The following is a 24197-nucleotide window of genomic DNA, read 5'->3' on the forward strand; positions in this document are numbered from 1 at the left end:
TTAACCTCCAGCCTGGATATTAACGCTACGGTTCTGGCGGTCAATCGGGCGGATTTTCTGCTGATCACGTAACAGATGAATCCCGCCAATCACCACATAATCATTGGTTTTGAGGCCACTCAGCACAGGTACCGAATCACGACCATAAGCGCCGATCTGTACCGGCACTTTGCGTATGGTCGAGTCCGGCTGTACTACCATGACATAGGCCTGACCATCAGTCGCAGAAATACTGGAAAGTGGTACGCTCAGGGCATTATCTTGATTTTTGACAAAGAATACCCTGGCACTTTGACCGAGCTGAATAGATTGCTGGCCTTCTCGCAACGCCACACGCACAGTGAAGGTACGCGACTGATCCGCAGCTGGAGAAATTTCACGGACATAAGCACTGAATTTTTCACCATTTTTAGACCACAGGGTGACCCAGGCAGGTTGACCGACCTTGATCTCGCTGATCGCCTGTTCCGGTACCCCAATCACCACTTCACGGTCCCCATTCAAGGCAATTTCATAAGCGGCCTGCCCTGCTGCCACGACCTGCCCGACTTCAATATGCCTTGCAGTTACCACCCCATTTTTATTCGCTACCAAACGGTTATAACCGGTCTGATTCCGGCTGACATCATAATTGGACTGCGCCTGTTTCAGGTTCGACATCGCGGCCTTGTACTGGTTCTCGACTGCATCATATTGCGAGCGGCTCACCGCATTGGTCGGCAGCAGCTGTTTAAAACGGTTCAGTTCATCTTCAGCAATCTGGGCAGCAGACTGGGCACTTTCCAGCTGTGCACGCGCAGCATTCAGTTGCAGTTCTGCATCCCGAATATCCAGCGTTGCCAGTACCTGCCCCACCCTCACCTGATCACCTACATCGACAAAACGCTGGGTAATCTGGCCACCGACCCGGAAGGCCAACGGGGTTTGTTGGCGTGCCTGCACATCTCCGGCATAGCTTTTCTGTTCGGTATAGGAGGTGTTTGGCTGGGTCACCATCACAAAAGGAACTTCCTGTTCTGTTCCTGCTGCATTATTGTTGCTACATCCCCACAGGGTCACACTGCAGGCGATAACCATGCCCGTCAGGAAGTGCTGCATCATGCTCATGTTGTCCGCTCTTATCTAATAATGGTTTTTCTACTAAATAGACTACGATATATTGAATTGGTGATTTTTTAATTAATATACCATGCGGTACACTAATTAAAATAATCAAGATAAATCAATGACCATATTTATTTTTTCTGGATGAGATAGTGCAAATTTCGGTAGGACGTCCCAAGGATTTAGAAAAGCGTCAACGTATCCTGGATGCCGCGACACAGCTGTTTTTGCAGCATGGCTATCATGGTTCCAGCATGAACCAGATTGCCCAGGCAGCGGGCGTGACCAAACTGACGGTGTATAACCATTTTCAGGACAAGGCCAATCTTTTTACCTGCGCCATTGAAGATACCTGCGAGCACATCATTCAGGCCCGTCCAATCGAGCTCAAAGCCGATAGTGACTTTAAAACGGTGTTTTACGAGACCTGTGCCCTATCGATGAACATTGTCAATTTGCCGGAAGCCATTAAATTAGATTTGTTATTAATGGAACTGGCTGCCGAGCAAAGTCCCTTGCTCACCCAGTTCTTTCGTGCCTCACATGGTTTTCTGGATCAGCTCTGGGGGAATTTCTTCAGTCTTGCCCAGCAATATCAATTTATTCAGCCCGATGATCCTATCAAACAGACGGAGCTGATGATGTCCTTGCTGTTTGGTAAGCGGCATCAACAAGTCATGCTCGGCGTCCTGCCCATCCCCGATGCCGCACAGCAGCAAATAATCATTCAGGACGCTATTCAGATTTTCTTATTGCGCTACGCCCACTAAGCTGCCAATTTATAACCAAATTCACATAAATTGGTCTGACAACTGTTAATTTATAAGCAGACCATGTCCGACTTTTGTCTGTAACAGGCTTGGAATGTCGGACAGGAGCGGTATAGTCAAAGCATATAACAGAGGGGATATAAAAATGGCTCAACAGATTGATGCACCACTGCGTGATGACGTTCGCTTACTGGGTAACCTGCTGGGTGAAACCTTAAAGCTGCATGCAGGACAAGATTTGTTTAATCAGGTCGAACAGATCCGTGCATTGTCCAAAGGCGCACGTGATGGTCAGGTTGAAGCAGAAAAGCAACTTGAGCAACTGTTCCTGAGTCTGGAAGATCATGAAATTCTCCCTCTGGCGCGTGCCTTTACCCACTTCCTTAACTTTGCCAATATTGCCGAGCAATATCATGTGGTACGCCGCCGCCGCCAAAGCGAGTTTGATGAAACAGCTGAATCACCAAATCCACTAGTGCCGTTGTTTGAAAAATTCAAACAGAAAGAAATTTCCTCTGAAACCCTGTATCAACAGATCTGTGAACTGAAAATTGAACTGGTGCTGACCGCGCATCCGACCGAAGTCAGCCGCCGGACCCTGATTCAGAAATATGATGGCATCAATAACTGCCTGTCCAAATGTGACCAGCAAAAACTGACACCGCGTGAACGTCAGGAAGTATTGGCTGATCTGAAACAGCTGATTACTTCTGCCTGGCAGACCGATGAAATCCGCCAACACCGCCCGACTCCGGTGGATGAAGCCAAATGGGGCTTTACCACCATTGAGCAAACTTTGTGGAATGCGGTACCCAAATTCATCCGTGAACTGAATGAAATGGTACAGGACCAATGTGGTCAGCCTCTACCGCTGAGTGTTGCGCCAGTCCGTTTTGCTTCCTGGATGGGTGGTGACCGTGACGGCAACCCGAATGTAACGCATCATGTGACTCAGAAAGTGCTGTGGCTGTCTCGCTGGAAAGCCGCGGATCTGTATTTACGTGATATCGAAGACTTGCGCTGGGAACTGTCGATCCAGCAATGCAGCGAAGAACTGCAACAGGCACTGGGCAAATCGCATCCGGAACCGTACCGTGAATATCTGCGCGATACTCGTGAACGCCTGAAAGCCACCCGTAACTGGCTGGCAGAAAAACTGCATGGTAAAGATGCCGATGATAGCCGAGTGATCAAAACGAAAGATGAGCTATTACAGCCTTTATTACTGTGCTACCGCTCGCTGATGGACTGCAACCTGCCGGAAATTGCCAATGGCAAGCTGCTCGACTTCATCTATCGCGTCAACAGTTTCGGGATTGAACTGCTAAAACTGGATATCCGTCAGGAATCTGGCCGTCACCGTCAGGCGATTTCCGCAATTACTGAATACTTAGGCTTAGGTAATTTTGAAACCTGGACGGAACAGGCACGTCAGAACTTCCTGCTACAGGAACTGCAAAGCAAACGTCCATTATTACCGAAATACCTGAACGAACCGGCCGGCAGCCTGATTGAACATCCGGATGTGCAGGAAGTCTTTGCCACCATGCGTACACTGGCACAGCAGCCAAGTGAGTCGCTCGGTGCCTATATCATCTCGATGGCGGAATACCCAAGTGACGTGCTGGCTGTGCTCCTATTACAAAAAGAAGCTGGAATCAAACATCCACTCCGTGTGGTGCCTTTATTCGAAACGCTAAAAGACCTCGATGGTGCAGCGGACACCATGTCGACCCTGTTCAATATGCACTGGTACAAGCAGCATATTCAGGGTAAACATGAAGTCATGATTGGTTATTCAGACTCGGCTAAAGATGCCGGCTTTATGTCTGCCAACTGGGCACAGTACCGTGCGCAGGAAGAGCTGACTGCCGTTGCCAAACAGCATGACGTGAAACTGACCCTATTCCACGGCCGTGGCGGTTCAATCAGCCGTGGTGGTGCACCAACGCAACAGGCACTGTTCTCACAGCCACCTGGTTCGATTTCGGGTGCGATCCGCGTGACTGAACAGGGGGAAATGATCCGCTTCAAGTTCGGTCTGGAAACCATTGCGCTACAAAACCTGGAAATCTATACCGCGGCGACTCTGGAAGCGACTCTGCTGCCACCGCCAAATCCTAAACCGGAATGGCGTGAGCTGATGCACAAAATGACCGATCTGTCGGTGAATGTGTATCGCCAGACCGTGCGTGAAAATCCACATTTTGTGAAATATTTGCGTACCGTAACCCCGGAACTGGAACTGCAAATGCTGCCACTCGGTTCACGCCCGGCGAAACGTAAAGTCAGCGGCGGGATCGAGTCACTACGTGCCATTCCTTGGGTCTTTGCCTGGACCCAAATCCGTCTGATGCTGCCAGCTTGGCTGGGTACTGGTGCAGCGCTGAATGAAGTGCTGGAACAAGGTCAGCGCCCAACCCTGGATGAAATGCTGGCGCAGTGGCCATACTTCCAGACCCTGATCGACATGCTGGAAATGGTACTGTCGAAAGCAGATGCCGATGTGGCGCTGTACTATGAATCGCATCTGACTGATGATCCGGATCTGAAATTGCTCGGTGAAGAACTGCGTCAACGTTTGAAAGACGGCGTACAGACCCTGCTCACCCTGAAAGGTGAATCAAAACTGCTGACCAGCAATGATGTCTTGGATCAATCTATGCGTGTGCGTAAGCCTTACCTGTTACCGCTGCATCTGCTCCAAGCTGAACTGATGAAACGTCGTCGTCTGTATCTGGCACAGCAAAATGCCGAAAATACCCCGGTTGACCATGCCCTGATGGTGAGTATCGCGGGGATTGCTGCCGGTTTACGTAATACAGGCTAATAATTTACAAGTCACAAAAAAGCACATCCTTCGCGATGTGCTTTTTTATTGATCAGTCAACTATTCCAAAATGCTTTACTTATATAGCCCATCAGATTTATTTATAGGTTCACACATAGACTGTTTACAGAATTAATACACTGATTTGTTTTTACTTTTAATTCAAAAAACTTTTACCGTTCAGTAAATTTAAATAAAGTCATGAAATTAGTTTGAACAAAAAATTTGTATCAGCAATTAAATCTTCTAAAAAACAAGAGTATGATGTGCACAATTTATCTTTAGAGTGCTCATTTTATGTCCAATTGGTTCCCCAAATGGCGCCCTTATGAAGGCAGTATCGATGCACGACCAGTAGGCACCGCAGAATATTTACCACCTGCACAATCATTAATCCTGGGTGTACAACACGCGTTTGCCATGTTTGGTGCAACTGTACTGGCACCGTTCCTGATGGGTTTTGACCCGAACCTGGCGATTTTAATGTCAGGGGTATGTACCATCCTGTTCTTCCTGATGACCGGTGGTCGTGTCCCAAGTTACCTGGGTTCAAGCTTTGCCTTTATTGGTGTGGTGATTGCAGCAACAGGTTATGCCGGAACCAATGGTGTGAATCCAAATATCGCAGTAGCTGCAGGCGGGATCATGGCCTGTGGCGTGATCTATGCCATTTTTGGTCTGCTGGTCATGGCGACCGGAACCCGCTGGATTGAAAAGCTGATGCCCCCAGTAGTGACGGGTGCCGTGGTCATGATCATTGGTCTGAACCTGGCACCAGTAACCGTGAAAAATGTGATGGGCAATACCTTTAATATGTGGATGTCACTGGTGACCGTACTGTGTATGGGTTCGATTGCTGTGTTCACCCGTGGCCTGCTGCAACGCCTGTTACTGCTAGTCGGCCTGCTGCTGTCCTATATCGTGTATTACATACTCAGTAATGTACTGGGCCATGGAACACCCATCAACTTTGCTCCAGTTCAGGAAGCTGCCTGGTTTGGGGTACCGCATTTCCATGCACCGGTGTTTGAAGTGAATGCCATGCTGATCATTGCCCCGATTGCGCTGATCTTGCTGGCAGAAAACCTGGGCCATATCAAAGCCGTCGGTGCGATGACCGGTGAAAACCTAGATCCACAGATTGGTAAAGCCTTCTTCGCAGATGGTGTTGCAACAACCTTGGCAGGTGGTGTCGGTGCTCCGGGCATGACCACTTATGGTGAAAACATTGGGGTTATGGCCGTGACTCGTGTCTATTCCACCATTATCTTTGCCATTGCCGGTGTATTTGCAATTTTCTTAGGATTATCTCCAAAATTTGGTGCGATTATTCATACCATTCCAACCGCGATCCTGACCGGTGCTTCGATTGTAGTCTTTGGTCTAATTACCATTGCCGGCGCAAAAATCTGGATTGAAAACAAGGTCGACTTCTCGCAAAACAAAAACCTGATGGTCGCAGCAGTAACTATTATTCTCGGAACTGGTGACTTCGCCCTGACCTTTGGTGACTTTAACCTTGGCGGGATCGGAACTGCAACGTTTGCTGCCCTGTTTCTGAACTGGTTCTTTGGACTGGTCGATAAAAAATAATTTTTAAAAATCATGAGAAAGCAGCCACCAAGGCTGCTTTTTTATTTGGTTGAGGAATTGGTTAAGATAGACTAATTCTTTGTAATGGGCATCCTGCCGATGCGTCTGGATTTTTTTGATTTACGCCTGTTTTTAAATATTGTCGATAGCGGCAGTCTGACCAAAGGAGCCGAAAGCTCTGCCATTTCCCTGCAGGCGGCCAGTGAGCGGATTAAAAAACTGGAACAGCACTATCAGGTCAGCCTGTTTACCCGACATGCTGGCGGAGTCAAACTGACCTTTGCCGGACAGGTCTTTGCCGAGCATGCCCAAGCGATGCTACAACAGGGACAGCAACTGGCACAGGCCATGGCTGCGTTTAGTGAAGGATCACATTCCAATATCAGCTTATGGTGCAATTCCTCCGCACAAAGCGAGTACCTGCCCCTGCTGCTGCCACAATATCTGGTGAATAATCCGAATATTCAGATCGATCTCAAAGAAGCGGAAAGCAATGACATCATTCAGGCGATCACCAGTGGCACTGCCAAACTGGGACTGATCTCGAGTTTTTTCCCTGCACCCGAACTGCAGACTCTGGAATTTTCCGATGATCCCTTGGTACTGATTTGCCCACAGCAGCATGAATTAAACCAGGAGTCAAAATTAAAGCTGGCGGACTGTCTGAATTATCCCTTTGTCGGTTTGATGCAATATCACTCGCTACAACAGTCGATTGAAACCCAGGCCAGATTACTGAACTGCGAGATTCAGTACCGCCTACGCTTACCTAATTTTGCCGCAATTGCCCAGGTGGTGGCCAATGGTGTCGGTATCGCCATCATGCCGCAACGTGCTGCACAACGTCTGTCTCGACTGTATGCCTTCAAGCAAATTAAACTGACCGGAAACTGGGCCAACCGAAAATTATTACTCGCAGCAAAGAATTTTGATGAACTGAGTACGGCCTATCAGCATTTCAGTCAATTCTTGCTGTCCACAGATGCACAAAAGCTGCTGCATTAAATCCAGCCGAATTGATGCAGCATCATATAGCTGCCTAAAGCAATCAGACCGATAAAAAATACAGTCCGGAATTTCTGTTCAGGAATGCGATAACGGATTTTCTTGCCACACCACATGCCAATCAGCGCCGGAATCAGGGCAATCGTGGACATGGCATAATCAATCGGCATATTGTCCACTAGATTGCGGTGCAGGAAAATCGCCAGACATAAGGTAGAAGTCGTAAACGCCAACCCCAAAGCCTGAACCAGATCATCACGCTTTAAATGCAGGGTCTGTAAATACGGTACCACCGGAATCACCACCACACCAGTCGCTACCGTCAAGGCACCACCCAGATAACCCATAATCGGAGACAGCCAGTTTTCATGTCGGCTTAAATCCGGCATTTTTTTCGCACATAAACCATATAGGCCATAAAGCGCCAGCATGCCACCGAGCAAAGCTTCACTATGAAACTCCGAATGACCCAGTGTCGGGAAAATGCTCCACATTGAACCCACAGCAATGCCTAGTAATAATAGCCAGAAACGGCGCATTAATTTGAGAACATGACCTTCGGCAAACAGCTGCCAGAAATTGGTGAGGATCGAAGGTACAATCAGCAAAGTTGCGGCCTGAAAAGGACTCATAAAAATGGTCAGCAAACCCATAGATACTGCGGGCAAGCCTAAACCAATGGTGCCTTTAATCAGCCCGGCCAGGGCAAAGATGGCAATAACGAAAGCAATCATCTGATGGACCTACATCTGTTTCGCCCATGCTATAAAAATTGCGGATAAAGAAAAATCAGGGTTTTAAGGATATAGCCTCAAGCAAAGCTTGAGGCTGAAAATGCACATTGCTGGCAAGCAAACAATGCCCCAGCAAGAATAGAATGTTTAAATGAATTAAGGACGAAATTCTTTCAGTTCACGCTGAATGAAATGCTTGAACATTTCACGATATAGATGTTCCACAAAATCTGCATCAATCCCCTGCTTGGTCGCTTCAGCGCGGACATTCTCAACCACCTGTTCCATACGGTCTGGAGACTGTAGATCCGTTTCAGTTTTTTTAAATCGTGTGGTCTGATCTACATAAAACTGGCGCGCAGCAATCAGCTCTACCAAAGCTGTATCAATTGCATCAATCTGTTCACGGGCATGTTGTAATGATTCAGCTTTTACTTTGTTCATGTTTTTTCAGTTCACTTTCAGTTTGATTATCACTCTTATACTTTTCTTCTAACACATTACTGAAAATACTTTCAATCATCCAAACGCGATATAAGCTATTAAATACAAAACTTTGATTATCAATTCGAAGTTCTAGCACCGGTAGATTCGGTTGCGACTTCATTTCGCAGTGCATGTCATTTTCATTCAGCTTGGCCTGAATGTCTTCTTCGGTGAGCTTGGTAATGCCCAGTTCATTGGCTAAAGCATTGAGATGCGGGGTATAACTCAGGTCACGGCCGCGCGTCCATACCGCCTGTAAAATCCCGTACATGGTATCCAGCCGTTGCTCTTCCGGGCAGCTATAGAACAAACGTGCCATCGGCAGGACACTTTGTGCCGTCGGTCGGCAAAATGGAGTAAAGGCCACTTCCGTTCGTTTGGATAGCCGTGTTGCCAGTCCCCAGTCGAAGTCATCGCGACCCCGATAGGACAATGGATAAATATTTAAATGAATATTATAAAAATCTGCCAATTCTTCTTTTATGTAAGCCAGCAACAGCCAGGAAATTGGATCTTCTAGGGCAATATACAAATCTAGTTCCGGATCCAGTCCCTGAATTTCATTCAGCTCTTCGGCATCACTGATCAGATGCTCACGCCATTCAATATGATTGATCAGGAAGATCGGATTACCAGTCAGCAGTTTCTGCTGTTTCAGGCGGCGGGTTAAACGCAGCAGGTCATCGACCGCATGGTACTGACGACCGCCAAACTGAAAGAAGCTGGCTAGAACGGGTGTACTGTCATCAAAAACCCGTTCTGGAAAATTCTGTGGCTGGTGATGACGGCTGGCCATGGTATGCAAGGTACGCAATTTTCCATACTGCTTCTGCCACAGCATATGAAAGATATCTTCCAGTAAATATAGAAAATCTTGTCCACGTAACGGCGTTCGGCGCAGGATGGTTTCCGCCAGCTGCAAGGCTTCTTCAGTCGGCAGTTCCGGGGTTTCATGAAAACTAAAACGATGCTGGCGGGAGAGAATTTTGGCATCGTTAATACAGTAATTTTGCCATTCCTCAAAGGTCATCTGGTTCGGCACTTCACCGCGCTGATGGGAAATAATGACTTTGAGTGGTTTGAGTTCAGGACTCAAAATTTCTTCTAATTGGGGTAACAGCTGCACAGCCAAATAGCTGTAAACGTCATCCAGACGCAGATAGATACTTAAGCCACCTTCAGCAGATAGCACCGCCTGGCGGGTTGGCTTTTGATAAAACCAACTCGATCGAATGGGATCGAACCAACGGCGTAACAGGGACATGGATTTAGCCTCAACAGGTATGACGGCGCAGCAGATGACGGCGTCTGAACTGCTACAGGATACTATCTTTTTCACCAGAATAGCAGACCGTTCAGGTCTGCCCTCAGTGAAAAACTTATATCAACTCAAGACAAAATGATCAATGATTTCCGAGACTTTAGATTTTGAGATTTAGGTCAGTTACCGCCCCGGTATCCGCCCCGGATGCCAGCTTGGCAAACTTGGCCAGAGCACCATGGGTATAATTCGGCTTTGGCTTGACCCAGGCGGCCCGACGCGCGGCAATTTCTTGTTCCGACACATGCCAAGTCATTTCACGAGTTTCGGCATTAATGGAAATCTCGTCACCATTTTGTACCAAACCAATCGGCCCGCCTTCATAGGCTTCTGGCGTCACATGCCCAATTACAAAACCATGGCTACCACCGGAGAAACGGCCATCGGTAATCAGTGCTACGGATGCCCCCAGGCCCTTGCCGATAATGGCTGAGGTGGGTTTCAGCATTTCCGGCATCCCCGGTCCGCCTTTCGGACCGACACCACGAATCACGACCACTTCACCCGGCTGTACTTCGCCATCCAGAATGCCGCGCATCGCACCCTGTTCACCTTCAAACACACGTGCCGGACCTTTAAAGTACAGACCTTCCTTACCAGTAATTTTGGCGACAGCACCATTTGGTGACAGGTTGCCTTTCAGAATCACCAAATGGGAATCTTTTTTCACAGGCTTGTCGAATGGCAGGATAATCTGCTGCCCTTCCGGATAGTCCTGCACATCGGCCAGGTTTTCTGCCAGGGTTTTACCCGTTACCGTCAGGCAGGAACCATCCAGCATACCGGCATCCAGCATGCGTTTCATCAGTGGCTGAATCCCGCCAATCGCGATCAGTTCCGACATCAGATATTTACCTGAAGGACGTACATCGGCTACTACTGGAATATCCTTCCCGATCCGCACGAAATCATCCAGACTCAGATCAACACCGACTGTATGTGCCATCGCCAGCAGATGCAGCACACCATTGGTCGAACCGCCCAGCGCTATCAGCACCTTGATGGCGTTTTCAAATGCCGATTTAGTCATAATGTCACGCGGCTTGATGTCCAAACGCAGCAAATTCATGACTGCCTCACCGGCACGGGCGCAGTCCAGCTGCTTGTCTTTAGACACTGCTTCCTGCGCAGAAGAACCTGGCAGGCTCATGCCCAGTGCTTCAATCGCAGATGCCATGGAGTTCGCGGTATACATGCCACCACAAGAACCCGGTCCTGGCAGAGCGACCTCTTCAATGTGCTTGACCTGAATCGCGTTGATCTCACCCTTAGCATGCTGACCGACCGCTTCAAACACGGAAATCATGTCAGTATGGCCTTCACCCGGCTTGATGGTACCGCCATAAATAAACAGCCCGGGACGGTTCAGACGAGCCAGTCCCATAATGCAGCCAGGCATATTCTTGTCACAGCCACCAATCGCAATCACGCCATCATAGGCCTGACAACCAACCACGGCTTCAATCGAATCGGCAATGATTTCCCGCGACAGCAACGAATATTTCATGCCTTCAGTGCCGTTGGATATCCCGTCAGAAATGGTGATGGTATTAAAGATAATGCCCTTGCCACCGGCCGCATTGACGCCCTGCTCCACAGTTTTTGCCAAGCCCTCAATATGCATATTGCAGGGCGTTACATTGGCCCATGTAGAGGCAATGCCAATAAAGGGACGAGTAAAGTCTTCATCCTTAAAACCGGTGGCACGCATCATGGAACGTGCCGGTGCATTTTCAATTCCGTCATAAACTGGCGCAGAATGTTCACGGATATTGTCTTTACTCATTGTTGTTGTCCCTGCTGTAATTGTTGTAAAACCAAAAGCTGGCTAGATGTTATTCGATTGTACTGAAAGCCAAGGGCACTGAATAGTAAAACTCTGTTTATCCGATTCAGTGATTTGTTTAATTTCTCAGATGGTATTCGAAGCGCGTCATCAAATGATTGTCATAAAAACGACTCGGTCTTTTTAAGCCGAGCCTTTTACTAAGATGATCAATCAAACCTTGGATGATTTGTTAGTAATACTCATCTTCATACTTATGGAAATCAATAATTTACACTTTTTGTGTCTTCTTGCTTAGTGCACCTGATGAAGATCAAGTTCTTCATTAGATGCTAAGACCACAGACGCCAAGATTGGTGTCCCCAAAATCACCGGCACAGCTAAAATCCAGAAGACAATGCTGTAATGTGGATCGAAGAAAAAATGAATGCTGAGCGCAGCTAAAACCATTACAGAGACTAAAATTGCCAGAAAACGGCCAATAAATTTCATGGACATGTACGTCATCACTTTTGCATCAATACTGTATTTTTACTATACACCTACTTTTATTAAGGCTCTATCGTTTTTAAACATGTATAGCGCTGCCATGATTGATTTTATTGAAAGTTCACATAATTAACTTAACCTTTAAAGCTTAAGAAATAAAAAAAGCACCCCCATTTGGAGTGCTTTTTCTAGTGCTATAAAAATTACAGCTTAGATTTCACGTACTGCACCTTTTGCTGCACTTGTGGTGTGCATTGCATACGCTTTCAGGGCTTTAGAAATCTTGCGGGCGCGCTGTTCAGCAGGCTGCCAGCCTTTTTCATCCTGCGCTGCACGACGAGCGGCCATCGTCGCTTCATCTACTGCCAGGTGAATAGTACGGTTTGGAATATCGATTTCGATACGGTCACCATCTTCAACCAGACCAATCGCACCACCTTCAGCAGCTTCTGGAGATACGTGACCGATTGACAGACCTGATGAACCGCCAGAGAAACGGCCGTCTGTTACCAGCGCACACGCTTTACCTAAACCTTTAGATTTCAGGTAGCTGGTTGGGTATAGCATTTCCTGCATACCAGGACCACCACGTGGGCCTTCGTAACGGATCACCACTACATCACCGGCTTTGATCTTGTCACCCAGAATCGCATCAACTGCAGAATCCTGGCTTTCAAATACACGTGCAGTACCAGTAAATTTCAGAATCGAATCATCAACACCTGCAGTTTTTACGATACAACCGTCCAGCGCGATGTTACCGTAAAGCACGGCCAGACCGCCATCTTTAGAGAAGGCATGTTCAGCGTCACGGATCACACCTTTTTCACGATCGCCATCCAGACGTGAATAATAACGGTCTTGTGAGAATGCAGTTTGAGTTGGTACGCCACCTGGTGCTGAACGGTAGAAGTTATACACTTCTTCATTTTCAGTACGCATGATGTCCCATTTATCCAAGGCATCTTTCAATGTTGCTTCGTGAACAGTCCCTACAGAGGTATCCAGCAGGCCTGCACGGTCTAATTCACCCAGAATCGACATGATACCGCCGGCACGGTGGACGTCTTCCATGTGCACGTCGTTTTTCGCAGGAGCCACTTTACATAGTACTGGTACTTTACGAGACAAACGGTCGATATCATCCATCGTAAAGTCTACACCTGCTTCATTTGCAGCAGCTAACAGGTGAAGTACTGTGTTAGTTGAACCACCCATCGCGATATCCAAAGTCATGGCATTTTCATACGATGCTTTGGTCACCATTGAACGTGGCAATACGCTGTAATCATCTTGTTCATAATGACGTTTCGCTAGTTCAACAATTAGAGAACCTGCACGTTCGAACAGTTTTTTACGGTTAGCATGCGTTGCCAAAGTTGAACCGTTACCTGGTAAAGATAGACCCAATGCTTCAGTCAGACAGTTCATTGAGTTCGCAGTGAACATCCCTGAACATGAACCACAGGTTGGACATGCAGAACGTTCATATTCTGCCACTTCTTCATCAGTATAGTTGTCATCAGCCGCCACGATCATGGCATCAATCAGGTCAATCGCTTTGTCGTTACCACGGATTTTGACTTTACCCGCTTCCATCGGGCCGCCAGACACGAACACCACTGGAATGTTCAGGCGCATTGCCGCCATCAGCATCCCCGGCGTGATCTTGTCACAGTTCGAGATACACACCATGGCATCGGCACAGTGTGCGCTGACCATATATTCTACCGAGTCAGCAATCAGGTCGCGTGAAGGTAGTGAATACAACATACCGTCATGACCCATCGCGATCCCGTCATCCACAGCAATGGTATTGAACTCTTTTGCTACACCGCCTGACGCTTCAATCTGACGAGCCACCAGCTGGCCAAGGTCTTTCAGGTGCACGTGACCTGGAACGAACTGGGTGAATGAGTTCACCACTGCGATAATTGGCTTGCCGAAGTCTTCATCCTTCATACCAGTTGCGCGCCATAAGCCACGCGCACCGGCCATGTTTCTTCCGTGTGTCGATGTTTTTGAACGATAGTCAGGCATTGTGTTATTCCAACAAAGTTTGTGCTGAGTGAATGTCATCATTCACTCTGGCGAAATCTGTCTGATCGAGAGTACGAAATCAGTTGAAAATTGAACATATTCTACACCAAGTTCCCCATGAGTTAGGCAACTTCTTAAATCGCGGCAGGGAAATGTTCAGGAGTAAATTTCAATACATGCACGATGAAAAAATCTTTTACTAAAAACTACTATACCGCTATCGCCTCTTTTTAAATACAAAACTTTCATGAATATTTTTTAAATTTTGCATGAGTTTTTTTTATATAAAAATTAAACAATTCCTGTAATGAATTTATAGCTTTATGCAGCAGGCTGCGCTGATTAGGTCACACCTTACTTATGCCTTATAATGACATCTAAGTTTATTTGGAATTTCATCCGTGAAAATCATTTTTGCAGGCACACCAGAATTTGCAGCCACTGCATTGGCTGCGCTGCTTAAAACCGACCACGAAATTGTGGCGGTCTATACCCAGCCAGACCGTAAAGCCGGTCGCGGACAAAAACTCACTGCATCAGCAGTTAAACAGCTGGCGCTAGAACACAATATTCCAGTCTATCAACCGTTACATTTCAAATCATCCACTGAAGAGGGTCTGGCAGCCCAGGCTGAACTGAAAGCTCTGAATGCCGATGTGATGGTGGTGGCAGCTTATGGTCTGATCCTGCCACAAGTGGTTTTAGATACGCCAAAATATGGCTGCCTGAACATTCATGGTTCGCTACTGCCACGCTGGCGTGGGGCTGCCCCAATCCAGCGTGCAATTGCAACAGGTGATCAAGAGACTGGTGTGACCATTATGAAAATGGCGGCGGGTCTGGATACCGGTGACATGATGTATAAGACCCTCTGCCCGATCGAACCACAGGATACTTCTGCCAGCCTGCATGACAAACTGGCGGCGCAAGGTGCCGAAGCCATCGTGGCAGTACTAGAATCCGAAGAAAAGCTGCAACATTATCTGGAAACCCGAGAAGTCCAGGATGAAGCACTTACGGTTTATGCACATAAACTCTCTAAAGCAGAAGCTAAAATTGATTGGACCCAGGATGCAGCGTCGATTGACCGTAACATCCGTGCCTTTAACCCTTGGCCAGTCGCCTTTACCCCGATTGATGAGAACAACAACCTGCGGGTCTGGGGTTCACTGATTTCCGATGAAAATGCTGCAGGCAAGGCACCAGGCACCATTCTGGCACTGGATAAACACGGTGTGCATGTGGCCTGTGGTGACCAGAAGGCCATCTGCCTGACTTCACTGCAATGGCCAGGCGGTAAGGCACTAAATCCGGTACAAATTAATCAAACCCAGAAATTACATGTAGGACAAATACTGGCATGAGTCATTCCCAAGCCAGCACTTCACACCTGAACCTGCGTGCCCAGGTGATTCGCACTTTGCTCGCAGTCCAGCAAGGGCAATCTCTGGCCAGTGTTCTGCCGCAGCATCTTGGCAAAGTGGCAGAACGCGACCGTGCCCTATTCCATGAACTGGTTCTCGGTACCCTGCGTCAGTGGTATGCGCTGAAAAGTGTGACCCTGCCATTGCTGGTCAAGCCGATAAACAATGACACGGTAGAAACCTGCCTATATGTCGGTCTGTACCAGCTGCTGGAAACCCGGATTGCCCCGCATGCTGCGATTTCAGAAACGGTGACTGCGGTGAAACAGCTGGGTTATCAGGCTTTAAGTGGTGTGGTGAATGCCATCCTGCGCCGTGTTTCACGTGAAACAGCTGAATTCCGGACTGCGCTGAAACAGGCGCATGGCCTGCCCAGCTGGCTATACAAGCGTCTGAAAAAGGACTGGCCGGAACAGCTGGCTGAACTAAGCCATGAGCTGAAACAGGTGGCACCTCTGACTTTGCGCGTAAATGAGCGTCAGGTTAGCCGTGACGACTATCTGGAAATTCTGCAAGAGCATGACATTGCGGCGCATGCCTGCAGCATTTCTCAGGTCGGCATTGTGCTGGATGAAGGTGTGAATGTACCGCACCTGCCAGGCTTTGACGTCGGCGGTTTCTCGGTCCAGGATGAACATGCCCAGCTCTGCGCCACTTTACTGCCAGACCTGAATAACAAATATGTCATGGATGCCTGTGCCGCACCCGGCGGAAAAACCGCACATATTCTGGAAAAATTCAGTCCGAAAAAACTGATCGCGCTGGATCAGGATGGTAAGCGTTTGCTGCGCGTACAGGAAAATCTGGAACGTCTGCTGCTCGAAGGTGAGCATATCGAAATTGTCGCTGCTGATGCCATCACCTGGAAAGCCCCGCAACAGCCGGACTGTATCGTGCTGGATGCGCCATGTTCGGCGATTGGCGTGATTCGCCGTCACCCGGACATTCGCCTGCTGCGCCAGTCTTCGGATATTGCCCAGACGGTCGAATTACAAAAACAGATTCTGGAAAATATGTGGTCACAGCTGAAAGTCGGTGGCACCCTGCTCTACATCACCTGTTCGATCCTGAAAGCGGAAAATGAACAGCAGATGGTCGAGTTCTTCGACAAGCATCCGGAAGCCAAGGAAATCAAGATCGAAGCCGATTGGGGCATCGAGCAGATTCATGGGCGTCAGCTGTTACCGAAAGCCGGTCAAGGCGACGGTTTCTTCTATTGCCGGATTGAAAAAACTGCGTAAATTATTTTGATAAAAGAAAAGGCAGCTTTGGCTGCCTTTTTTCATGCTTTTCATTTGATATTACTTACTGCACAAATTTAAACAGCACCAGACTGCTGGCCAGTGCCGCCATGCCACTGATCAAGCCATACACGGTTTCATGGCCCTTGGAATAACGCTTGGCGGTAGGTAGCAACTCATCCAGTGCCAGATAGATCATCACCCCACCCATCAGGCCAAAGATCACACCATAGACAGTGGTGTTTAAAAACGGCGCCAGAATGAAATAGCCCAGCGCTGCGCCCAGTGGCTCAGCCAGCCCGGACACCAGACTGGCCAGCAAGGCATAAGACTTTCGGTGCGTCGCCATATAGACCGGTAGCGCAATCGCCACCCCTTCCGGAATATTATGAATCGCAATGGCAACAGCAAGTGGTGCCCCCAGCATCACACTTTCCAAGGTCGCAAAGAACGTCGCCATGCCTTCTGGCAGGTTATGCGCGCTGATCGCCAACAAGGTCAGCATCCCGGTACGCAGTAACTGTTCCTGTCCCATTTCTCCAATCTGCTTTCTCTCGATGGTTTCATGCGGGTTTGGAATCAGTTTGTCCAGCAGCAGCAACACCGCCACCATGCCCAGCAGTAACGCCACAGTCCCCCAGGCATAACCGAGCTGTTCGCCAAAGGACAGGCTAAAGGAATCAATCGATTTATTCAGGATTTCGGTCAGGGAGACATAGATCATGGCACCGGCGGCGAAGGCCAGGCCAAAAGACATCATGCGAAGGTTCGGCTTGTTAAAAAACAGTACCAGTCCTCCACCCAGCAAAGTGGCCAGTCCGGCAAAAACGGTCAGGGCAAAGGCCGTATAGACTTGTGCATCGCTAACAGGCGCAATATCCATCACTCAGCCCATGAAAAAAGCCATTATTATCAAAGATAATAATGGCTTCCTTTTTGTGCAACAGTCAGTTTATTTGACGATTGTTAGTCTTCTGGTTCTTCCGGGTTTTTCGCCAGATGAACGACTGCCAGTACCAGACCACCCCATAGTAAAACGATGGAGAAAATCATCATGATCAATGCAGATGTATTCATATTGTTTCTCCTAGCTATGACGGTCTTTGACTAAACTGAACAGGATGGCGCCCAGCACAAAAAATGCGATGGTGCCCCCACCGATCATCCATAAGGTACTGGCCGGATAACCGCCATAACCTTCTGCCATGATTGATTTTAGGGTTAAACCTAATGCCGATAATAAAGATAATGGTGTGATCACAGTCAGCATAAACTTCCAGCTGCCACCCAGTTTCAGGCTGGCAAACTCGTTGACATGCATTTCCAGCTCTTTCATTAATGGACGGCGGAACCAGGACAGCAGAATAATCGATAACAGACCACCACCCACGATACCAATGTTATTGGCAAAGTAGTCAATGATATCGACAAAGGTAATCGCGCTATGAGTCGAGAACATCAGGATCGATACCACTGCCGAACCACCGGCAATAATGGTCACGGACTTGTTCTTTGACCAGCCCAGCTTGTCCTGGAATGCCGCAATTGGCACCTGCAGGATACTCACCATGGAGGTAATACCCGCCACAGTTAATGATGCAAAGAACAGGAAGCCAAACAGGTCGCCACCCGCACCTAAACTGGAAATGATTTTCGGGAAGGCAATAAAGGCCAGACCGATGCCACCAGATACTACATCTTCAACTTTGGCACCTGAACTGAATGCCATAAAACCCAACGCAGCAAAGACACCAATACCCGCCAGAATTTCAAAAGAAGAGTTAGCCAGTGCGACTACAACACCTGAACCGGTCAGGTTGGTTTTACGTTTCAGATAAGAAGCATAGGTCAACATAATCCCGAAGCCCACGGACAGGGAGAAGAAGATGTGACCAAAGGCTGCCAGCCAGACTTTATAATTGGTCATGGCTTCCCAGTTTGGAGTAAAGAAGGCATTTAAGCCATCCACTGCTCCAGGCAAGCGCACGGCTTGAATCACCAGAATGGTAAATAGAATCACCAGCAATGGCATGAAGATTTTATTCGCCAGTTCCACCCCACGGCGTACGCCACCGTAGAGAATCAGCATTACGGCTGCCCAGACAATCACCAGACCAAAGAACAGCACCGGCACAAAACCAAAGGTCAGGCCTTCACCATTTTGCAGGTAGGTATTAAAGAAGAAAGCTTGTGTATCTGAGCCCCACTGCTGGCCAAAGGAATACAGCATATAGCTGCCGGCCCAGGACAGGACACTGGCATAATAAATCCCGATGACCAGGGTCACCATCACCTGCCACCAACCCAGAGATTCTGCATTCATGAGTTTTTTATAGGCCATCGGTGGCGCTTTGCGAAACTTGTGACCAACTGCATAATCTAAAAATAATAAAGGTAAACCGGCTGCGAAAATCGCAATCAGATAAGGAATTAAGAACGCACCGCCGCCATTTTCATAAGCAACATAAGGGAAACGCCAAATATTACCCAAACCCACTGCAGAACCAATGGCTGCGATAATAAATCCTGATCGTGCCGACCAATTCTCTCGAGTATCTGTCATAGAACACCTAAACCTTAGGTCTCTTTAGATGCTGCTTATTGTGGTTATCGTGCGAGCAAAAAAAGTACCAATCTAAATAATTTCGGGTGCTTCAATCAGAGCGTTGCCTTGTGAGCATCTGTCTCTAAATCAGCCAACGGTCTAGCATGTCAAATCCTGGATAAGCATCTTGCACATACTGTTCCTGTATATGGATTCAACAATACTGAGTTTTAACAATAATTTCTGTAAATTCTGGCTCCTAATATTCAGTTTTTATAATCTATCGGGCTCAACCGTTCAATATTTCTCCAAATTTAGCTTGATTTGTAAAGTTATAACTGTATTAACTTTTTGGAATATATTGTTTTTTAAGTATTTCTTGATGATTTTAGAAAAACCCTCCCGTTCGGTTCAGATTGCATAGTTTGGCTTTAGAAACAGCCGGATCATGACCAGTAAAACTGCCTGATCCAGCTGTTCCTAATACACCCCAATTTAACCTTTAATCACCAGAATCCGTTCTTCCTGCATGTCACGAATCGCAGACTGGATGCCTTCACGGCCTAGACCAGAATCCTTGACCCCACCATACGGCATGTTATCCACGCGGAAAGATGGAATATCATTAATGATTACGCCACCGACATGCAGATGATCCCAGGCATACATCATCTTTTTCAGGCTCTGAGTATAAACCCCTGCCTGCAGACCAAAACGGCTGTTGTTGATGCAGTCAATTCCAGCCTCAAAATCGCTATATTTTTCCAGAATCGCCAGCGGGCCAAAGACTTCATCTTTATAGACTTCCAGACTGTGATCGACATCCTCCAGCAGGGTTGGGTCAAACAGCACACCTTTTAATTTGCCGCCACTCAGCACTTTGGCGCCTTTTTTCACCGCCTTATCTAGCCATTTTTTCAGGCGTTTCGCTTCAGTTTCCTTGATCATTGGACCAATCAGTGTGCTTTCCAGATCAGGATCAGCCGCCTTGATTTTCTTCAGCTTGTCTACCAGCTTTTTCTTCACATCGGCATAAATCGCTTCATGCACCAGAATACGCTGTACGCTGATACAGACCTGTCCGGCATGACCAAAAGCCCCGCCAATCAGACGGTCAATAAAAGCATCGCTAATTTCAGTATCCGGCTCGATCATCACCGCAGCATTGCCACCAAGTTCCAAAGTGACTTTCTTGCGCCCTGCCCGCGCTTTCATGTCCCAGCCCACGACATCGGAACCGGTAAAGCTCAGCATTTTAAAGCGGTCATCGGTCACCAGAACATCCGCCAGCTCACGTGGACATGGCAGCACCGAGAAGGCATTTGGCGGCAAATCGGTTTCTGCCAGAATTTCTGCCACTTTCAATGCCGAAGTCGGGGTCAGGCTAGCGGGTTTTAGTACAAATGGACAGCCTGCCGCAATCGCGGGGGCAATCTTATGTGCAGTCAGATTCAAAGGGAAATTAAATGGGCTGATCAAGGACACGGCACCAACCGGTACATGCTTCACAATACCCTGATAACCCGAAGCAGCAGCCGTCACTGCCAGTGGAATCATCCGGCCTGTATCCAGCTGAGTCACCGCATCTGCTGCCAGCTGGAAGGTATTGATCAGACGTTCCACTTCTGCGGCAGCAGCCTTGCGTGGCTTGCCGCCTTCCGCAATCAGGATCTCGGTCAGCTGGCCACGAATTTCATTAAAGCGTTGCACACAGTGCAGCAAGATTTTCTGTTTCTGATGTGGCTCCAACGCGGCCATTTCTGCTTCGGCTTTAACCGCCGCTTTGATGGCTTTTTCCATAATCTTGGCATCTGCCAGTGACACGCGTGCAAAGACCTTACCCGTATATTTATCATTCACCTCCAGCCAGTCAGAGGTTTCCACCGCCTTACCTGCCAGATATAGGGGATAGTCGATTACTGCGCGGGATTTCTGAGTCATGTCACGTCCTTTCAGGGTCATGCAATATGTAGATAATATTGATTATATGCCCAAAAACAGCCTGTTGCGTTTTTAAAATGTAGATCAGTTTTTAGGCCATAAAAATTGCTATAAAACCCGCGGCATCTGCCTCAACATTTTTCAAAATCATCATCTTGTGAAAAATCGGCTTTTTCTTTTCCGATATCCTGCCATATACATTCTGAAATTTATCTATATGATGCAGCGGGTGAGAAATACAAAAGCTATTTTTACAGAACAACAGCACCCAAGCTCTGGGTAAGGTTTCAGGAAACACATTTTATGCGCGCAAAAATCGCAACCGCTTTCACGTTTGGTTTATTCATGACCACTGCCAGCCATGCTGATGTAATCGGCTTTAAAGCCGATGCCAGCTACTGGAATTTTGATGGTTCTAGCCAGTCTGCCAATGCCAGCAAGCATGACCTGGATCGCCAAGGTACAGCACAACTGTCTGTCGCATTTGAACATCCAGTACCATTATTGCCAAATGCCAAAATCAAATATGTCAATCTGGACAGCAACAGCGAACAGCGCACGCTAACCAACGCTGCCGATATCGAGCTGAACAACATCGACTACATTCTGTATTACGAACTGCTGGATACTGTAGTGCATGCAGATGTCGGTGTGGGTGTAACCAATCTGGATGGTACCGTGAAAAACCTGAATGCTGGTGCGCTTACCCAGTACGATCTGGATGAATACAGTCCCCTGGTTTATGCCACTGCTGGCGTGAAACTGCCATTTACCGGCATGAGTGCCAAAGCTGAAGCGGTGTATAGCCACGGCAGCGACACCAAAAAGACCGATGTCCAGGCTGAACTGCAGTATGACTTTGTGGATAACCTGCTGGTGGATGTCGGCGCCAAAGTCGGCTACCGCATCATGAACATTGATGCCGAACAAAAAAATGCAGCTGATCTGGAACTGGAATTTAAAGGCCCTTATATCGGTCTGGATATCCACTTCTAAGGAAAATAATGGCTTACGGCAATTTGCTTTGATGCTGTAAGCCTGAGCGTACAACAATCGCCGTCATCTGCGTCTTTTGATGACAGAATGGCTGCAGTATCTTAGAGACATAGAGAGCAGGATGCTCCGAATCATAAAAACAAGAATAAGCACATGCACCAGGACGTGAGGTACGACAGGAGTTATACCTAGATCACGGAATACAAAAAGCCCGGACAGGATGTTCGGGCTTTTTTCTGTCTGCAGTTTGTTCTGTTACGTATTCTCTGCTTTCCTTGTATCCATGCTTACAGTCGAAGGCTAAAAAAGCAACATTTTCAAAAATGCCTGTTGCTAAGCTAAAAGACCCTGCAGATATTGAGATACTCCGTCATGGTCAAAAAAGTTCTGATTATTACGTCAAACACAGGCATTGAACACGATGAGCTGGCTGAACCACTGAACTTCCTGCAAGAAAAAGGTTTCGTGGTCATTCATGCTGCAGAAAAAAATGAAGACGTCCAAACAGTCGAAAATGATGAAAAGAAAAGCGCCACCTATACCCCGGACACGACTTTAAGCGAGGTCAGTGTAGAAGACTATGACTTGCTGGTGATTCCTGGCGGTACAGTGAATGCTGACAAGCTTAGAATTAATGAAGATGCCCAGCGCATCATTCAATACTTTACTGATAACAAGAAAACCATTGCCGCGATCTGTCATGGCCCTTGGGCATTGATCAATGCCGGCCGGGTCAAAGGTAAAACGCTGACCTCTTATAAAAGTATCAAGCTGGATCTGGAAAATGCCGGTGCCAAATGGGTCGATGAAGAAGTGCATCGCTGCAATACCCATGACTGGGTGCTGATTACTTCGCGTAATCCGGATGATTTACCCGCCTTTAATACGGCAATTGTTGAAGAGCTGGAAGAGGACATGGATATTATCCCCTAGTTCCCAACTATATTTAAAAAGAAACCCCAACTTGTGTGGGGTTTCTTTTTATTTCGGGATATTACCTTTCAGGCTTTTTAAATATTCGACCACATCTTTGTTGCCTGCCATTTCCGCCAGCTCCAAAGCGGTATAAGTACTGCGATGATCGACATCCGCGCCTTTACTCACCAGCAGTTTCACAACTTCGAGATGGTCATTTTCAGCAGCAGCCTGCAAAGCGCTATAGCCTTCTTCATCGGCAGAGTTAACGTCCAGACCTTCTTGCAGGCCGTTCTCAACCTGTTCAACATCACCAACTGAGGCCCAGTACACCAGTTCAGGAAGATGGAGTTCTTCATCATCTTCAGGGATTGGGGAGAGTGAGTTAATTTCCATAGATTACATAGCCCTAATATTTATTGGGATTATAAAATCAAATTCTTTATTCGACTGTATCACTATCTAAATTTTTTGATACTTGTAAACACGCATACATTCTTTGCTTATGTTTAGGAAGTTCGGCAAATTGTAAAAGCTGTGCAATAAAAAGCTCTCTTTTTCTTTTACTCACGTTATCTTTATTAAAAGAGTTATCAAAAACGAAGTCACAAAAGCTTACCACCATAAAGAATGTATGTTTTGCAATATAAAACAGTCCAAACAGAAAAAGACTAATAAAAAATATTATTACTAAAGATTTGAAAATATGAATTTATTGAAAAATTTCAAAAATATAATCTACATTCACACCAGCTGAAATCATTAAGGCTGTGAATAATGCAACTAATCCCATAAACATTGCTATCACACGATTTTTAGAATCAGTTGAGAAAATAAAGTTGGCGGATTCAAGCGGCAAGTGCAACAGTATAAAAACCAGCCATAACTTCACTCGGTGTATACCAACCTAGCGTTTTTCTAGGACGATGGTTGAGTGCAAATTCTATCTGCTCTATTTGTTCGTTTGACACGTCATC

Annotated in this window: 20 protein-coding genes and 1 pseudogene; 8 read left to right on the plus strand and 13 right to left on the minus strand. The window is 47.3% G+C overall.

The features are described from left to right. Positions 1-1107 (minus strand): efflux RND transporter periplasmic adaptor subunit, encoded by a 1107-nt coding sequence (locus GW12_RS07525; protein WP_034585700.1) that lies wholly within the window; start codon positions 1105-1107, stop codon positions 1-3. A gap of 149 nt (positions 1108-1256) precedes the next feature. On the opposite strand from GW12_RS07525, the gene GW12_RS07530 reads away from it, so the two are divergent. The 4 genes from GW12_RS07530 (at position 1257) to GW12_RS07545 (ending at position 7302) form a co-directional block, all read left to right on the plus strand. Further along, positions 1257-1874 (plus strand): TetR/AcrR family transcriptional regulator, encoded by a 618-nt coding sequence (locus GW12_RS07530; RefSeq protein ID WP_034585703.1) that lies wholly within the window; start codon positions 1257-1259, stop codon positions 1872-1874. A gap of 145 nt (positions 1875-2019) precedes the next feature. Continuing rightward, the gene (gene ppc, locus GW12_RS07535) at positions 2020-4704 is read left to right on the plus strand and encodes a phosphoenolpyruvate carboxylase (protein WP_034585705.1); all 2685 of its coding nucleotides are present in this window, start codon (positions 2020-2022) and stop codon (positions 4702-4704) included. A gap of 297 nt (positions 4705-5001) precedes the next feature. After that, complete coding sequence (locus GW12_RS07540) at positions 5002-6297, plus strand: solute carrier family 23 protein (protein WP_034585708.1); 1296 nt, start codon at positions 5002-5004, stop codon at positions 6295-6297. A gap of 99 nt (positions 6298-6396) precedes the next feature. Beyond that, on the plus strand, positions 6397-7302 hold the full coding sequence (locus tag GW12_RS07545) for a LysR family transcriptional regulator (protein ID WP_034585753.1): 906 nt from the start codon (positions 6397-6399) through the stop codon (positions 7300-7302). Here GW12_RS07545 and GW12_RS07550 read toward each other — a convergent pair. The 6 genes from GW12_RS07550 to ilvD (GW12_RS07575) form a co-directional block, all read right to left on the minus strand. Further along, positions 7299-8036 carry a sulfite exporter TauE/SafE family protein gene (locus GW12_RS07550; protein WP_034585711.1) on the minus strand — a complete coding sequence of 246 codons (738 nt, stop codon included), beginning with the start codon at positions 8034-8036 and terminating at the stop codon, positions 7299-7301. The two genes, GW12_RS07545 and GW12_RS07550, sit on opposite strands and share 4 nt — an antisense overlap. 156 nt (positions 8037-8192) lie before the next feature. Continuing rightward, a complete protein-coding gene (locus GW12_RS07555) occupies positions 8193-8480 on the minus strand; it encodes a chorismate mutase (protein ID WP_034585714.1) in 288 nt (95 codons plus the stop codon). After that, a complete protein-coding gene (locus GW12_RS07560) occupies positions 8461-9786 on the minus strand; it encodes a hypothetical protein (RefSeq protein WP_034585717.1) in 1326 nt (441 codons plus the stop codon). Before GW12_RS07560 ends, GW12_RS07555 begins: the two co-directional genes overlap by 20 nt. Positions 9787-9943: 157 nt before the next feature. Further along, entirely contained in the window at positions 9944-11629 is a 1686-nt protein-coding gene (ilvD, locus tag GW12_RS07565) for a dihydroxy-acid dehydratase (protein ID WP_034585720.1), read from the minus strand. A 294-nt stretch (positions 11630-11923) separates the two neighbouring features. Next, entirely contained in the window at positions 11924-12127 is a 204-nt protein-coding gene (locus GW12_RS07570) for a hypothetical protein (protein ID WP_034585723.1), read from the minus strand. 201 nt (positions 12128-12328) lie between these two features. Further along, on the minus strand, positions 12329-14158 hold the full coding sequence (ilvD, locus tag GW12_RS07575) for a dihydroxy-acid dehydratase (RefSeq protein WP_081403473.1): 1830 nt from the start codon (positions 14156-14158) through the stop codon (positions 12329-12331). A gap of 401 nt (positions 14159-14559) precedes the next feature. Here ilvD (GW12_RS07575) and fmt point away from each other — a divergent pair, with 401 nt between their 5' ends. Both fmt and rsmB read left to right on the plus strand, forming a co-directional pair. Then, positions 14560-15522, plus strand: a complete 963-nt coding sequence (gene fmt / locus GW12_RS07580) for a methionyl-tRNA formyltransferase (protein ID WP_034585728.1) — start codon at positions 14560-14562, stop codon at positions 15520-15522. After that, the gene (gene rsmB, locus GW12_RS07585) at positions 15519-16823 is read left to right on the plus strand and encodes a 16S rRNA (cytosine(967)-C(5))-methyltransferase RsmB (RefSeq protein ID WP_034585731.1); all 1305 of its coding nucleotides are present in this window, start codon (positions 15519-15521) and stop codon (positions 16821-16823) included. The genes fmt and rsmB overlap by 4 nt, the downstream gene beginning before the upstream one ends. 64 nt (positions 16824-16887) lie before the next feature. On the opposite strand, the gene zupT is transcribed toward rsmB, so the two are convergent. From zupT to GW12_RS07600, 4 genes are all read right to left on the minus strand, one after another. Next, positions 16888-17706, minus strand: a complete 819-nt coding sequence (zupT, locus tag GW12_RS07590) for a zinc transporter ZupT (protein ID WP_034585734.1) — start codon at positions 17704-17706, stop codon at positions 16888-16890. Between the two features lie 83 nt (positions 17707-17789). Then, positions 17790-17900, minus strand: coding sequence for a methionine/alanine import family NSS transporter small subunit (locus tag GW12_RS15415; protein WP_081403474.1), 111 nt, complete (start codon positions 17898-17900; stop codon positions 17790-17792). A 10-nt stretch (positions 17901-17910) separates the two neighbouring features. After that, the gene (locus GW12_RS07595) at positions 17911-19386 is read right to left on the minus strand and encodes a sodium-dependent transporter (protein ID WP_034585737.1); all 1476 of its coding nucleotides are present in this window, start codon (positions 19384-19386) and stop codon (positions 17911-17913) included. A 477-nt stretch (positions 19387-19863) separates the two neighbouring features. Beyond that, entirely contained in the window at positions 19864-21309 is a 1446-nt protein-coding gene (locus tag GW12_RS07600; RefSeq protein WP_034585756.1) for an aldehyde dehydrogenase family protein, read from the minus strand. Positions 21310-21612: 303 nt separating this feature from the next. Here GW12_RS07600 and GW12_RS07605 point away from each other — a divergent pair, with 303 nt between their 5' ends. Together GW12_RS07605 and GW12_RS07610 are read left to right on the plus strand one after the other, a co-directional pair. Continuing rightward, positions 21613-22305 carry a TIGR04219 family outer membrane beta-barrel protein gene (locus tag GW12_RS07605; protein WP_034585740.1) on the plus strand — a complete coding sequence of 231 codons (693 nt, stop codon included), beginning with the start codon at positions 21613-21615 and terminating at the stop codon, positions 22303-22305. A 372-nt stretch (positions 22306-22677) separates the two neighbouring features. Then, the gene (locus GW12_RS07610) at positions 22678-23238 is read left to right on the plus strand and encodes a type 1 glutamine amidotransferase domain-containing protein (protein WP_034585742.1); all 561 of its coding nucleotides are present in this window, start codon (positions 22678-22680) and stop codon (positions 23236-23238) included. 48 nt (positions 23239-23286) lie between these two features. Here GW12_RS07610 and GW12_RS07615 read toward each other — a convergent pair whose 3' ends face one another. Both GW12_RS07615 and GW12_RS15675 read right to left on the minus strand, forming a co-directional pair. Beyond that, complete coding sequence (locus GW12_RS07615; RefSeq protein ID WP_034585744.1) at positions 23287-23616, minus strand: ankyrin repeat domain-containing protein; 330 nt, start codon at positions 23614-23616, stop codon at positions 23287-23289. A 452-nt stretch (positions 23617-24068) separates the two neighbouring features. Further along, positions 24069-24197: pseudogene (locus tag GW12_RS15675) on the minus strand (IS30 family transposase); the annotation flags it as partial.

It is taken from the genome of Acinetobacter sp. HR7 (assembly GCF_000773685.1).
Taxonomy (GTDB): Bacteria; Pseudomonadota; Gammaproteobacteria; order Pseudomonadales; family Moraxellaceae; genus Acinetobacter; species Acinetobacter thermotolerans.

Coding starts and splice junctions, on each gene's coding strand:
- GW12_RS07525 (WP_034585700.1), bottom strand. CDS start 1,107: ATGAGCATGATGCAGCACTTCCTGACGGGCATGGTTATCGCCTGCAGT.
- ppc (WP_034585705.1), top strand. CDS start 2,020: ATGGCTCAACAGATTGATGCACCACTGCGTGATGACGTTCGCTTACTG.
- GW12_RS07540 (WP_034585708.1), top strand. CDS start 5,002: ATGTCCAATTGGTTCCCCAAATGGCGCCCTTATGAAGGCAGTATCGAT.
- GW12_RS07545 (WP_034585753.1), top strand. CDS start 6,397: ATGCGTCTGGATTTTTTTGATTTACGCCTGTTTTTAAATATTGTCGAT.
- GW12_RS07550 (WP_034585711.1), bottom strand. CDS start 8,036: ATGATTGCTTTCGTTATTGCCATCTTTGCCCTGGCCGGGCTGATTAAA.
- GW12_RS07555 (WP_034585714.1), bottom strand. CDS start 8,480: ATGAACAAAGTAAAAGCTGAATCATTACAACATGCCCGTGAACAGATT.
- GW12_RS07560 (WP_034585717.1), bottom strand. CDS start 9,786: ATGTCCCTGTTACGCCGTTGGTTCGATCCCATTCGATCGAGTTGGTTT.
- ilvD (WP_034585720.1), bottom strand. CDS start 11,629: ATGAGTAAAGACAATATCCGTGAACATTCTGCGCCAGTTTATGACGGA.
- GW12_RS07570 (WP_034585723.1), bottom strand. CDS start 12,127: ATGTCCATGAAATTTATTGGCCGTTTTCTGGCAATTTTAGTCTCTGTA.
- ilvD (WP_081403473.1), bottom strand. CDS start 14,158: ATGCCTGACTATCGTTCAAAAACATCGACACACGGAAGAAACATGGCC.
- rsmB (WP_034585731.1), top strand. CDS start 15,519: ATGAGTCATTCCCAAGCCAGCACTTCACACCTGAACCTGCGTGCCCAG.
- zupT (WP_034585734.1), bottom strand. CDS start 17,706: ATGGATATTGCGCCTGTTAGCGATGCACAAGTCTATACGGCCTTTGCC.
- GW12_RS15415 (WP_081403474.1), bottom strand. CDS start 17,900: ATGAATACATCTGCATTGATCATGATGATTTTCTCCATCGTTTTACTA.
- GW12_RS07595 (WP_034585737.1), bottom strand. CDS start 19,386: ATGACAGATACTCGAGAGAATTGGTCGGCACGATCAGGATTTATTATC.
- GW12_RS07600 (WP_034585756.1), bottom strand. CDS start 21,309: ATGACTCAGAAATCCCGCGCAGTAATCGACTATCCCCTATATCTGGCA.
- GW12_RS07605 (WP_034585740.1), top strand. CDS start 21,613: ATGCGCGCAAAAATCGCAACCGCTTTCACGTTTGGTTTATTCATGACC.
- GW12_RS07610 (WP_034585742.1), top strand. CDS start 22,678: ATGGTCAAAAAAGTTCTGATTATTACGTCAAACACAGGCATTGAACAC.
- GW12_RS07615 (WP_034585744.1), bottom strand. CDS start 23,616: ATGGAAATTAACTCACTCTCCCCAATCCCTGAAGATGATGAAGAACTC.